Annotated in this window: 13 protein-coding genes; all 13 read right to left on the bottom strand. The window is 48.6% G+C overall.

What is annotated here, in order from left to right; genetic code table 11:
• Window positions 1-31 precede the first annotated feature (31 nt).
• Window positions 32-913, bottom strand: a complete 882-nt coding sequence (rfbD, locus tag AC0T4W_RS06200; protein ID WP_476317499.1) for a dTDP-4-dehydrorhamnose reductase — start codon at window positions 911-913, stop codon at window positions 32-34.
• A 577-nt stretch (window positions 914-1,490) separates the two neighbouring features.
• Window positions 1,491-2,024, bottom strand: coding sequence for a dTDP-4-dehydrorhamnose 3,5-epimerase (rfbC, locus tag AC0T4W_RS06195; RefSeq protein ID WP_476317496.1), 534 nt, complete (start codon window positions 2,022-2,024; stop codon window positions 1,491-1,493).
• Entirely contained in the window at window positions 2,021-2,899 is an 879-nt protein-coding gene (gene rfbA / locus AC0T4W_RS06190; RefSeq protein ID WP_476317493.1) for a glucose-1-phosphate thymidylyltransferase RfbA, read from the bottom strand. Before rfbA ends, rfbC begins: the two co-directional genes overlap by 4 nt.
• Complete coding sequence (gene rfbB / locus AC0T4W_RS06185) at window positions 2,896-3,972, bottom strand: dTDP-glucose 4,6-dehydratase (RefSeq protein ID WP_476317490.1); 1,077 nt, start codon at window positions 3,970-3,972, stop codon at window positions 2,896-2,898. The genes rfbA and rfbB overlap by 4 nt, the downstream gene beginning before the upstream one ends.
• A 12-nt stretch (window positions 3,973-3,984) precedes the next feature.
• Complete coding sequence (locus tag AC0T4W_RS06180) at window positions 3,985-5,094, bottom strand: DUF1972 domain-containing protein (protein WP_476317487.1); 1,110 nt, start codon at window positions 5,092-5,094, stop codon at window positions 3,985-3,987.
• A gap of 10 nt (window positions 5,095-5,104) precedes the next feature.
• Window positions 5,105-6,178, bottom strand: coding sequence for a glycosyltransferase family 4 protein (locus AC0T4W_RS06175; RefSeq protein ID WP_476317484.1), 1,074 nt, complete (start codon window positions 6,176-6,178; stop codon window positions 5,105-5,107).
• On the bottom strand, window positions 6,171-7,325 hold the full coding sequence (locus tag AC0T4W_RS06170) for a hypothetical protein (RefSeq protein ID WP_476317481.1): 1,155 nt from the start codon (window positions 7,323-7,325) through the stop codon (window positions 6,171-6,173). The genes AC0T4W_RS06175 and AC0T4W_RS06170 overlap by 8 nt, the downstream gene beginning before the upstream one ends.
• Window positions 7,325-8,425 (bottom strand): polysaccharide pyruvyl transferase family protein, encoded by a 1,101-nt coding sequence (locus tag AC0T4W_RS06165; RefSeq protein WP_476323492.1) that lies wholly within the window; start codon window positions 8,423-8,425, stop codon window positions 7,325-7,327. The genes AC0T4W_RS06170 and AC0T4W_RS06165 overlap by 1 nt, the downstream gene beginning before the upstream one ends.
• Window positions 8,426-8,427: 2 nt before the next feature.
• The gene (locus tag AC0T4W_RS06160) at window positions 8,428-9,516 is read right to left on the bottom strand and encodes an FAD-binding protein (protein WP_476317478.1); all 1,089 of its coding nucleotides are present in this window, start codon (window positions 9,514-9,516) and stop codon (window positions 8,428-8,430) included.
• Window positions 9,513-10,808, bottom strand: a complete 1,296-nt coding sequence (locus tag AC0T4W_RS06155; protein ID WP_476317475.1) for a flippase — start codon at window positions 10,806-10,808, stop codon at window positions 9,513-9,515. Before AC0T4W_RS06155 ends, AC0T4W_RS06160 begins: the two co-directional genes overlap by 4 nt.
• A gap of 1,147 nt (window positions 10,809-11,955) precedes the next feature.
• Window positions 11,956-12,273, bottom strand: coding sequence for a nucleotidyltransferase domain-containing protein (locus AC0T4W_RS06150; RefSeq protein ID WP_476317472.1), 318 nt, complete (start codon window positions 12,271-12,273; stop codon window positions 11,956-11,958).
• A gap of 4 nt (window positions 12,274-12,277) precedes the next feature.
• Window positions 12,278-12,700, bottom strand: a complete 423-nt coding sequence (locus tag AC0T4W_RS06145) for a nucleotidyltransferase substrate binding protein (RefSeq protein ID WP_476317469.1) — start codon at window positions 12,698-12,700, stop codon at window positions 12,278-12,280.
• 305 nt (window positions 12,701-13,005) lie between these two features.
• The gene (rfaH, locus tag AC0T4W_RS06140; protein WP_476317466.1) at window positions 13,006-13,527 is read right to left on the bottom strand and encodes a transcription/translation regulatory transformer protein RfaH; all 522 of its coding nucleotides are present in this window, start codon (window positions 13,525-13,527) and stop codon (window positions 13,006-13,008) included.
• Window positions 13,528-13,594: the final 67 nt, after the last annotated feature.

The raw sequence follows: 13,594 nt of genomic DNA, 5'->3' as shown, positions 1-13,594 counted from the left end.
AAATAGATAGATAAAACAAGGCTGCCCTCAGCTACTGCCCTGCCAGCTCCAGCAAGACTGCGCGCAACTCATCGCGCCAATCGGCAGGCGTTATCTGCTGGGCCTGTTGCAAGCGGCTGCAATCCATGACCGACCAGGACGGGCGCTTTGCCGGCGTGGGGTACTGCGCCGTGCTGATGCCATGTACCACAGGTACCCGTGGCAGCATGCCCAGTTCGTGGGCCTGGGCGAAGATTTCCTGCGCAAAGCCATGCCAACTGCAGGCCGGCATGCCACTGTAGTGATAGAGTCCCCACTGCAAGGCACCGCTCTCCCGGTACTGCTGCGCCAGGGTCCACAGCGCGCGGGCGATACTCGCCGCCGAGGTCGGACAGCCCTGCTGATCGGCCACCACCGACAATTCATCACGCTCACGCCCCAGACGAAGCATGGTCTTGACGAAGTTGTTGCCATGAGCACCGAACACCCAGCTGGTGCGCAGAATCATATAACGGCTGCAGCCCGCCGCCAGGGCCAATTCACCTGCCAACTTGCTCGCGCCGTACACACCGGAGGGGGCAGTTGCATCCTGTTCGTCATAAGGAGTGGTGGCATCCCCGGCAAACACATAGTCGGTGGAGATATGCAGCAAAGGGACGCCCTGCCTCTCGGCGGCGGCCGCCAGATAGGCGACCCCGTCGCGGTTCACCGCGTAGGCCTGCCCCGGCTCACTCTCGGCCTTGTCCACAGCGGTGTAAGCCGCCGCATTGATAATCAGCTGCGGTTGCACCCGCTCAACCAACGTCGCCACTTGCGCCGCATCGGCAATATCCAGGTCGGTAGAGCTCATCCCTATAGCCTCGAACCCCTCAGGCACCAGGCGCATCAACTCATGACCGACCTGGCCATGGGCACCGGTAATCAATACACGCATATAAAAATCTCAAGACTGGGGAAATATCAGGCGTGATGTCGCAGCCGAGAGCTGAGCTCTCTAGGATGCCACTCGCCGCAGGCAGTGCACCGTGATTTATCGTCGCGGCATAAGCGGGCGGGCTGCCGCTACGCCCCTGAACGGCCGGCATCCCGGGCGCCCTACATACTGTCACCGCCACCTACCGACGTACACATTCAACTCCCTCGCCCCTTAGGGGAGAGGGCTGGGGTGAGGGGGAAATGTCCGCGCCGTACATCAATTCCCAGCAACACCAAACAATCTCTCACCCGAGAGAGGGGGTCTAGCCGAGCTACAGGTCAACAAACCGACCATGGGTAAGAGTGCAAAACCTGGCTGACGGGCATTAAGCTGGAATAAGCACTGCCTCCCGCCCTAGTATCGTGTCACAGATCATTTGTAGCAGAGTCCCATGCGCCGTTAGCCGGTGGGTTGCAGGCGCGGCTGGGCGGTACTCCGCCATGCTGGCGATTCGCACGCATGGCTTGCTCCTACAGGTTTGCGACAGTTGAACCCTGCCGCGACACTAGCCATCCTTGGCCCCTCAGCACATTGCCTAACGAACCAAATCACGCAACCTGGGGTTCTGCATATCCTTGGCCGACAATTGCGGCTCGCTGATGGGCCAGGGAATATTCACATCCGGGTCATTCCAGATCAGACCGCCCTCATCTTCCGGGAAGTACAGGTCGGTGCACTTGTACTGGAAGTCCGCCACCTCGCTCAGTACACAGAAGCCATGGGCATAGCCTGGCGGCACCCAGAGTTGACGGTGGTTTTCGTCGTTCAGCTCCACCCCCACAAACTGGCCGCAGGTTGGCGACTTCGGATCGATATCCACGGCCACGTCATACACCGCACCACGGCTGACGCTGACCAGCTTGCCCTGAGGGCGGGTGCGCTGGAAATGCAAACCGCGCAAGACCCCGCGCGGGGAGCGCGAGTGGTTGTCCTGGACAAAGGGTAAATCGATGCCCACCTGGCGATAACGCTCGACCTGAAAAGTCTCGAGGAAAAAACCACGATGATCACCAAACACCTTGGGCTCGATGATCAATACACCGGGCAAGGCTGTTTCGATGACCTTCACAGAACAGCCTCATGCGTCAGTAGACGCTGAAGATATTGTCCATACCCGGTTTTACTAAGCGCTTCGGCCTGCCTGGCGAGTTGCTCGGCGGCGAGCCAGCCCTGTTGGTAAGCGATTTCTTCCAGGCAGGCGACCTTCAGGCCCTGGCGCGCCTCGATGGTATGCACGAAGTGGCTGGCTTCCATCAGCGAATCATGGGTACCGGTATCCAGCCAGGCGAAACCACGGCCGAGCAGACTGACATGTAAATCGCCACGCTGCAGGTAGGCGTTGTTCACATCGGTGATTTCCAGCTCGCCGCGATGGGACGGTTTTACCTGCTTGGCAATCTCCACCACCGAATTGTCGTAGAAATACAAACCGGTCACCGCATAGTTGGACTTGGGTACCGAAGGCTTCTCCTCGATCGAGATCGCCTTGCCGGCACTGTCGAACTCCACCACACCAAAGCGCTCGGGGTCGGACACGTGATAACCGAATACCGTGGCACCGCTTTCGCGTTGGGCGGCATCGCGCAACATGGAACTGAAGCCATAGCCGTAGAAGATATTGTCGCCGAGGATCAGGCACACACTACTATCGCCGATAAACGACTCGCCGATTAGAAACGCCTGCGCCAAGCCATCCGGCGAAGGCTGCTCGGCATAGCTCAACTCGATGCCGAACTCGGAACCATCGCCCAGCAGCTTGCGGAAATTCGGCAAGTCTTCCGGGGTGGAAATGATCAACACCTCGCGAATGCCGGCCAGCATCAGCACAGACAAGGGGTAGTAGATCATCGGTTTGTCGTAAACCGGCAGCAATTGCTTGGAAACACCCCGGGTAATGGGGTGTAAGCGCGTGCCGGAACCACCGGCCAGAATAATGCCTTTCATGCCTGCTCTCCCAAGCGTCCCAACTGATACTCACCGCTCAGTACCCGTTCCCACCACTGGCGATTATCGAGGTACCACTGCACGGTCTTGCGTAGCCCCGTTTCGAAGGTTTCTTGCGGCTTCCAGCCCAGCTCGCGCTCGATCTTGCTGGCGTCGATGGCATAGCGGCGATCATGCCCTGGCCGATCTTTTACAAAAGTAATCAGCTGTTTGTAGGAGCCAGCTTGCTGGCGATCCGCACTCAACGGTACCAACTCATCGAGCAAGTCGCAGATCGCCTCCACCACCTGCAGATTGCGCTTCTCGTTATGCCCGCCGATGTTGTAGGTCTCCCCCACCACGCCGCGGCTTACCACCTCGCACAGGGCCCGCGCATGGTCTTCCACATACAGCCAGTCACGAATCTGCGAGCCGTCGCCATACACGGGTAACGGCTTGCCCGCCAACGCATTGAGGATAACGTGCGGGATCAGCTTCTCCGGGAAGTGGAACGGCCCGTAGTTGTTCGAACAATTGGTCAACAGCACCGGCAGGCCATAGGTACGCTGCCAGGCACGTACCAGATGGTCGGAACTGGCTTTGGAGGCTGAGTAAGGCGAGCTGGGCGCATAGGACGTGCTTTCGGTGAACAGATCATCCGTCCCCTCAAGGTCGCCATACACCTCATCGGTGGAAATATGATGAAAGCGGAACGCTGCCTTCTGCTCGTCCGCCAAGCCGTTCCAATAACGGCGGCTGGCCTCCAGCAGGCTGTAGGTGCCGACGATATTGGTCTGGATAAAATCCGCCGGGCCATCGATGGAGCGGTCCACATGGGACTCCGCCGCCAGGTGCATCACCGCCGTCGGCTTGAACTCGGAAAACACAGCATCCAGCGCCGCACCATCGCAGATATCCACCTGATAGAAATGGTAGCGAGGCGAATCGGACACTGAAGCCAAAGACTCCAGATTGCCGGCATAGGTCAGCTTGTCGAGGTTAGCCACCTCGGTGGCGGTATTGTCAATCAGGTGGCGAACTACAGCGGAGCCGATAAAGCCGGCACCGCCCGTGGCAAGAATGCGAGAAATCATAACGTACTCATCTTATTTGCTTGGGTACCAACGGATCAGCAGCTCTTCGTATTCGCGTAATACCTGTGGCCAGGTAAAACGCTCATGAAAGCGTGCCAGGCTTGCAGCCTTCATCCGCGCCATAGCCGCGTCATCCGCCAACAAGCTATCAAACGCAGCCGCACAGGCTGACTCATCCTTAAAATAGGTCGCGCCAGGACCGGCCACCCAGCGGTTGAAGTGGTTATCGTGAGCAATCACCGCACATCCTGCGCCCAGCCCTTCAACCAGAGAGGGGTTGGTACCGCCAACACGGTGCCCATGCAGATAAAAGCGGCTGAAAAACCGCAGCGCCTGAACGATGGATGCCTCATAAATCGCCCCAGGAAAAATCACCTCATCGCTGGCAGCTTCAATCACTTGACGATGAAAGCTATTGCTTTGCGGCGTGAAATTACCTAGAACGACCAACTTGTGGTTACGTCGAGTCTTACTGAACGCACGGACCATCTCCAGAAAAGAATTCTCCGGCTCGGGACGAGCAATAATAATCGAGTACTGATGTGGCTCAATACCATAAGGCATAAGCAAATTGGCATCAGCCTCCTCCACCTGATCACCACCATAAGGGATCATGGTAATTTTCTCGGCATTAACGCGGGTGGCCAAATGATCCTTGATCTTCGGATGATCCGCTACCAGATGATTCCCCACCCAACAGCCTGCGCGCTCGTTAAGCCAGAACCAAGTTTTGGCGATAACACCCCATTTATCCCGACGCCACTCAATACCATCCATATTGATGATATTGCTTTGCCCTTTGATGCGCTGCATTAAATTGAAAATTGCAGTGTTGTAACCTAGGGTCAGGAAAATTCCCTGCTGAGAAAGTGCGTGACGGGTCGCCTTCCAGTCAAAAATCACAGTACCTGCTGCACCATCCCGACTGACCGGAATGTGGATACGGCGCACGCCTTGCCAGTTACTTTCCCAGCGATCACCTTCACCATTCTCTTGGCAATAAACAGTAACTTGCCATCCCTGCATAACCAGAAAAGGACATAGTTTTTCGGCGAAAGTCTCAAATCCGCCATGCTGTGCAGGTACACCGCGGATACCTAGTACATAAAGGTGTTTTCTCAAAATTAAAACCCTATAAGCTAATAACTTTCACTATATTTTTATTAAATGATTTTAAGTCAAAGGACTGAGCACGCTGAAGCGCGTTAATAGCCAACTGTTGATGGAGAATAGGATCATCTGACATTTTTTTGAGCGCAGTAACAATCCTTTCAATTTCATAGCACGAAATTAGATAACCCTCTTTTCCATCCGTGACAATCTCCGCAGGCCCTCCAATAGGGGGCACGATAACAGGTAAACCTTGCGCCATGCCTTCGATAATCGTAAGCCCAAAAGTTTCAACCACTTCATCAGGTCGAGAGAGATTTAACAGAACCGATGCTTCGCTATAAAACGGCTTTACATCTGCCTGACGCGGGAGTAGAGAAACATTGTGCGGAATAGACACCGCAGCAAAAAAATCACAAATTTCAGCGTAATCAGCATTTAATACCAAGGTAAATCGGATATCAGTTCGCTCAGTAAGGAGTTGCGCAACACTTAGAAATTCCATAACACCTTTGTAACCCTTCAACGAACATACCATAAGAACATTAAAAAAATCTTTCCTCCCTCCCCTCTCAAGATACTTTACATCAGAATCTAACGCATTGTGTACGATGAACTGAGGCATGCATTTGAAAGACTCTACGCCTCGCAAATACCCAGATACAAAGATAACCTTAGAAGCAGTAAACTCAATAATTTTGCGCAGAAAAAATTTAAGCAACTTTGGCTTTATTGACGTCTCATGAACATGATATACAACCGGCTTACACATAAACTTAGCCGCAAGCGCAGCACCAAATGGCATCATAGTATTTACAAAAAACACAGCATCCTGCCGCCAGTAACGCAAACAATAAGAAAACAAATAAACCTGCGAAATCATGTAAAAAAACAACGTCACAAATTTGTTCTCGGAACGCCTATAGAAAATAAAACGTCTAAGCCCTGGCAAACCATCGAGAAAGCCATTGGAGTGATTACTAGCAAGCACCTCAACGCCATACCCATGCTCATGTACGGCACGTACTACTTGCGAGAGAACTTTTGGACTTCCGCTTCGATCATTATACAAATGGATGAAAATATATTTACGCAAAGGACCGCTCCGAAACCAATCGACTCTTTTCAAACTGACACAAACAAATTACCACAACCCAATAAAGCCAGAAACTTATTGATAAATACTCCTGCGTCATAAACTGCACTAGAAAAATATAATAAAAAGAAAAAAACGCGAGAAAAAAAGAATATCTAGCAAGGTATATCACCCACAAAAAGCAAAGTAGACTTACCAAGCCCACCCCAATCAATCCAAATTTAATAAGCAAATAAAATGGACCACTCTCGATATATGAAAAACTCCGGTCGTGCATAAAAAAATATTCTCCCGAATAAAATGGCCGCCCCCACAATAAGTGCCTAAGATCTTGATCAAGCCAAAAAGAAATCAAATGATCAATCATCATAAATCTAGACTGGACAGTGCCAAATGAGAACATAACATCCGAATAAAATACAAAAACAGGGAGAGATAGTAAGCCTAGGAAAACGAAAGCATACATAACTTTACGCCCACCCCAAAAAAGCAAAAAAAATGGAATAAATAGCAACCATACTCGATTAAGTGAAGACAGCACTGCGAGCAAAGATATGACTATAAAAAACAAATTAAAAAATTTACTGCCAATATTATACCTTTCCATCCAAGCAACAGAAATTAAGCCAAGAACTGTGATCGTTCCAAAAACCTGCTGGGTCGTTGAAAAGGAAAGTGCTGCATAAACATCAGCCATTTGCTTTCCGTAGAGCGGCTGTACAAAAAAAATATCGCCGACTAACACTGAATAAACCCAAGATACAAACCCGAACAGAATGTAAAAAAAACTGGCTGCGATAAAAACGCCAAGAACAGCAAGGTAATTATTCTCAAGGGATGAAAACAAAAGCAAAAAACAAAACATATAGAAAAATATTATATACGAGTCAAATCCATATAAAGAAAACTCGTCAACGGAGAATGCATAAGAAATAAGGAACGAAACAAGCACCAAAAAAAATAGCAACTCTCCACCTTTGAAGAGGATTCCTTTATTTAGAATGGCAGTCACACACACACAGAACACAATGAATGCAAGTTTATCCACCGGCACAACAAAAAGCGTATTAGCCAAGCTCAAAAACAACAATACCGAAAGAACAAAAAACCAAGATAAGCCTACTCGCAAAAAAGTATTACTCTTCACTAATTCAACACCCCTAAAGCACCTTCTATATACTCATATGTCCCCACTCGCATAACCTCCAATTTTTCTTCGGCGACTATAAAGTCAAGACTAGAACTCAAGGCCGTATCTATCGCATCAATAGTCGTTACCAATCGCTCCTCCAAACCAACAGACTCTAAAAAGCCCTTTATTCGATTTAATCCGGCCTCAGGAAGAAGAGTAATAAATGGAATATTAAAATTCACGGAAAAAGCCGTACCATGAAAAGAGTTGGTCACAACAAATTTAGCCCCTGCGATCAACCGAATATAATCACAAGGACTTGCGTCCATAACATGCGAGTCTGCCCCGTACCCTATGAAAGGATCTTGATCAATAGCAACTATTTTCAAATTTAGCAGCCGTGCAATTTTCTCAACAGACTCACAAATCAACTTACTCTTCTTGAGAGTATATACAAACATATACTCGCCACCATCATTATCGTCTATACCCAGAATATCTAACCACTGCTCTTTTTTAAGCAAAAGCGTTGGATCCAAAGTTTTCTTAATATCATCCCGACACAAAGTTAATTTTAGTTTTTCAGCAACATCTTGCTCCCTAACCGAAACACTAGAAAAGCCAGCCAAATGCGTTGTAGCTATACTCAGTTCTTCCTCATTGAACCAATAAGACCCCATGCTCGACGATAAAGAAAACTTCTTCTTTTCCCCAGCAAAGGAAAGCATGTAATTCAAGTCAAAACTACCGACTACTTGAGGATTCCAAATTTGATCGCTACCACATACAAATACATCGAATTGATCAACAATCTCTTTCAACTGCTCAGCACTATTAAATTCGCGAGTCAGATTATATCTTTCGCTCATAAAAATCTTAAATTTAGCGATCAATCTTCGGCGAGGAAAAAACCTAAACACATCCTTACCGACTCGAAGTATATCCCTCGGTCTCCAGCCAAACCTTATGACGCTCAACGTCTTTTCGAGCTCCTTACTCTTATAATTAATTATTTTCACATCACCATACTTAGACAACACTGCCTGCGACGCTAGCGCCTGCAAGCAGCCACCGTAGCTATTAGCATAATGTATGGTTATCAACGCAATTTTCATGCTCACAGAAGCTCCTTAATAATTACCTTATCCAAAACACTCTTATCAGATACCTCTCCCCATCGGAGCGGCGATATAATTATTTCGTTCTCAATTAACGTATTTTTATTTAATTTCCCACGAACAACATTAATATAACCCAACGTATCATCAAGAGTAGAGACCCCATCATTTATTAAAATGTTCATTGATTTAGGCGAGGGTTGATAACCCAAATCACTAATAGACATGTATACCTGAGCCAGACGATTGAATATCTTGTTATTGGGCTTCTTCCTAAATATGAATTTAGATACAGGGTTTTTTAAAAAAAACTTTAAAATATAACAAAGGAAGTTATATTTGACATCCCCTTTAAAAATTTCACGATAGAAATCTCCTTTAACAGAAAACATACTCCCCAAATTTGGAAAAGCAAATTCTTGATAAGAGTGTCTTGCTATGTGGTAGGTCTCGATACGATCGGCAGATCTTCTTCTAGACGCAGTTAAAAGCTCGAACACTGCAGAAAGAATTACGTAATTAGAATTCCCTTTAAATATTGAATTACGAAAACTAAACCCGCACTGATCCTTGTCAAGTATTAAAATACCCCCTGTGGAGTCGATGCAAGTAACTCGAAGTAGGTGATCCGAGATTGTATAACCATAAGCGCCAGCATTCATGGCTATACCACCTCCCAGACTACCCGGAACTCCCTCTAAGCCTTCAACCCCACCAAGGCCATGAATAAGGGCAACTCTTACAAAATCATATAACGCATAGCCACAACCCACCTCAACTTTATTACCATTCACTGAGCAGCCAGTGAGGTTTTTCGTTGTAATTATTACTCCATAATCCAACTCATCCAGAAAAAAGACATTCGTACTTAAACCAATAATCTTGTACTCTATATTTATTTGACGCATGTGTGAAATAAGGTTTACTAAACTTTCCAAACATACAGGCATAATGTAAAAGCTAGCACGACCCCCTGTTTTGAAATACGTTTCATATTTCAAAACAAAATCCATCTTGTATGGAACCGAGTTTTCATCCAAAAAGCCCTTTAATACAAGCGTTGGATCTTCCAGAACCGAATAATTCATTTACCGAAAACCTTTATCATAAATACCTTTTTACTAGCACCGTACAAGTAGAGTGCCAGCAATATAAAATTGCTTAGTACTGTTGCTACTGCAGCTCCTTCCGCCCCCCAAATCGGAATGAAGGAGAAATTAAGAACTACATTAACGAACGCGACAAAAATCATATACTTAACTTTCTCAACCATATGCTCTTGCGTTACTAAAACAGATCCCGCACTTAATGCCAAAAAAATAACAGGCACTGAAACTGCCAATACATTTAGCAACTTAGCGGACAAGGAGTATTCCGAGCCAAATAAAAATTCAACGCCCCAATCTCCAAACCCCCATATTGCACACATAGCAAGAAAACCAAAAAACAACATCCATAAGCTCCCCCTTTTATAAACCAAATAAAATTTATTCTTATCATAATATGACCACCGATGTATCTTGGGCATGAGGAATTTCTGATAAATAACACTCGGAAACAAATAAACCGCAGACATAATAGTGAAAGCAACGTTATATTCACCCGCAGCATTATCACCCACTATATATTTAATCAAAATTATATCACTCTGAAAATAAATCAAATGCGCGAAAGCACCGACACCAAATGGCCATGCGCTCCTTAGAACGTCCTTTAGGCTTATCAAAGTCTTGGGCGAAAAAGCAACTTTAACATCAGGGCGCTCCTTCAATATAAAACCACCCGCTCCCATTTTCTTAAACACTATTAACGCCAAAAACATGATAAAAATAGATGTAGCAGAATAGGCAAAGGCCACTTGACTAAGATGAGCAAATGATCCCAATAAGTAAAAAATAGATGCCACTAAAAAAAAACGACCGCAGTGCGGCAAAAGTTGCCATGCAGCCATTTCCAAATATCGCTCTTCGAGCTGAAACTTACTGCTCACCAACTCAGTCGAAACCTGACCTAGGACACATACAGCCAGTATCAGTATTAAAGCGCGACTTAAATCATCATGAAAACCAAAAATAGCCCACAAGAAAACTATCACGAGAATTAAAGCAGTAGAGATCAAAACAAAGATAAATGATGACTTTAGCCAACGCCCACCCCCTACACCTTCCAACCCAAAAACCTTTAACCACAAAGACGCAACACCAAATCCAGCAACAGGACTCAAAAGTGTGACAGTAGCCAGTGCCGAAGAAAAAACCCCAAACCCTTCTACACCCAAATTCCTAGCAAGCAAAATTTGTGTTATAAACGCCAGACCCGCACCAGCAAAAGAGCTTATCCATAAAAACGAAATGGCTTTTGCTACTTTAAATTTATTCATCACTTTCTACAGATAAAAAAGAGGTCAATAGTGGATAATATTTATAATTACACCGGCTAATGGTGCTCATTAGTAACCATCCTGAATCTATACTTAAAAACACAAAACAGAGCTTTCATTTAAAACCCACATTCAGACTAACACGGCATACGGCTTAAAATAAAATATCTACATCGAGATGCTCACCTATGGGGGAGTTCTTTACACCTGCCGAGTATAAAAAGCACGCCTACGCGCTCGATGTGTTCGAGTAACGAGCTATTGTCGATTTGGTGCTTGAACGAAATGTCCACCATCCGGGGGCAGTAGCAGGTTGTCAATGTGATTTTCGATCGTTAGCAGTTGCGTAAGTGTGAGCTCCTCGCCTTCTATGGTTAGAGCCGGAACGATAGTTGCCCTTGGCGCGCGAGCCGTAGAGCAGTACTCGCTGGATCTGCGGCTAGCCCTGAAAAATCCCGCGCAGCATTTCGACCGCATAGGCTGGCAAGCCAAAGCTGAATCGGTCGGTCATGCCTGATCAGCCAGATTTTGCATATGTTTCTGAAATTTCTGAAACAGGTCGTGGTACTGCGCAATGATCTTGCCTGTGATCTCGTTGGCGATGGATTCGTTGTACGTGTGCACTGTCTGCGGATTTTGATCATCTCCATCCAGTCTTCGCCATCAGCATCACCCTTGCTTAAGTGCCGTACGAATGGCATCGCGAGAGCCGGTGGTGGCAGGTTTTCCCGGGTAGAGGAAGTAGTCCCTCATCAGGTTCCAGGCCAACTCAAAAAATAAACTCAAGTGTTTGGATCAGTCCCAGTTTTTCCAGCTCGCTCAGTTCGTGATTGTGCCAGCTTCACCGCTCGCGATAGCTGTGCCTGAATGCCCGGATGTAGTTGAGCAGGCGCGGCTACCAGCAGATGTCTTGGTCAGTTATAACCATGGAGCCTTCATTCAAGCTAGAAAATGAGGATTGTGCTGGAGCATTACCTACCCACGCTTTTGCTACGACTAACTCTCTGTCAGGATCGCGCCTTGGCGATGACGGGCAACGCCCGCCTAATAAGCAGAAGCATCATGCTGGCGAAACCAGGAGCAAAGTCGATTTTCTCTCCGAGCGGGCTGTGCCCGTTCTCTCCGCTGGGCGGCCCTGCTACAGGGGTTACGCCTGCCGCTCATAGAGCGGTAGGCCTACGCGATCGATATGTTCGATCAAGGCCGGGTTGTCCAAATGCCGATGGAGCGAGAGGTCGATCTTGTAAGGCAGTAGTAAATCGTCCAGAGCCAGCTCGATATCGAGCAGATCCTGATACGTCAGGTGTTCACCTTTGAGCGTGAGATCGATGTCCGAGCCTGGTCGATAGTTGCCTTTGGCTCGCGAACCATAAAGCAGCGCCGCCTCGATTGCGGGGAAGCGCATGAAGAGCTGCTGAATGGCTTCGACCGTCTGAGGCGACAAGCCCGTGTCTGACGTGCTCATGTGCTCATGTGCTCAACTCGACGCGCGCGGACAGGGTGTGCTGCAACTCTTTGAGCAACGGATGATGCTGCTGCCTTATATTGAGCAGGATGGCTTCTGCTGTTTCTTCGTTGTAGGTGTGCGAGGTGCGGTTGCGGTCGGCGAGCATATGCATCCAGCCTTGTCCGTCACTGATCAAGCCTTTGCTGAAGGCTTCACGGATACAGTCACGAGAACCGACAATACCCTCGATGCCCTGCCAGACGAGAAAGTCCTTCAGGGTGTTCCAACCCAACTCGTAGCTGTATTCAAAGCCCTGAATAACACCCTGTTTTTCCAGCTTTGACAGGTCGCGTTGGCACATCAGCTCGATGGCCTCATCGAGTTGCCGCATCGCCTTGCTGAAGTTGTTCAGTCGCTGCTGCCAGCGGATATCGGCACTAGTCATGGGCTGCTCGATTCAAACAAATTGGGCCAGTTGGTTTTCTCTCAGAGCGGACTGCGCACGCTTTCGCGACGGGGTGCGTGACCCACATGGCTGTGGGAAATGCCGCAAGCCCGTCAGGAGCGGGCGCGGCCCTCTACAGGGGCGCGCGACTCTATCCTTCAGTGCATGCGCGGATGGAGGTTTGATCTGCATCAGACACGCTACCGCCCCAAGATTTACCGTTGGTTTCTTGAGAACGTCACAATCATCAAATTTTACTGGCATGGCCAGGGTGTTGCCTTGGTCTCGGCCAATGCCGAGGGTGTTCAGTTCTTTACCACGCTCATCAGCGGCATGCTGATCTGCTGCTGGCGGTTGAGCATATTGAGCAGCAGTAGCACGCGCTGCTCGCCATCCATGGCGACAAAGATGGCGTCCAGTTCGGCAAAGCCGCCTTGGGTAATGCGCACGCTATCCCCTGCCTCAAGGGCTGGTTTAACGGCTGCTATCGTACGTTGCTGCAGCTGTGCAATCAGGCTGTTGTCGAGCCGCAGCGGCATGCCGCCGAAAGCCACTATGCGGCTGACCCCACGGGTCGAACGCAGGGGTGACCAGTTGGCATCGGCTGCCAGCTGAATAAACAGGTAACCAGGGAACAGCGACTCGCTGACGGTTTGCCGACGGCCGCGCACAATGCGTTCGCAGCTGTGCTGCGGTCGGTAGCAGGCATACCCCTGGCGCAGCAGGTGCTCTTCTGCACGCGCATCCTGGCGGGGCTTGCAATGCACGAGGTACCAGGCTGGGGCCGTATCTGCAGTGCAGAGAATATTTGTGGTGCTCTGATTCATATGGGTAACAAGCAAATCGGTGCAACATCTGCAGACCGACTGTTCACTCCTGTTTGCAACTGGCCGA

This window comes from Pseudomonas sp. C7.1, from assembly GCF_056312395.1.
The sequence above is the reverse complement of the archived record's forward strand: the minus strand, read 5'-3'. Positions and strand labels throughout refer to the sequence as shown.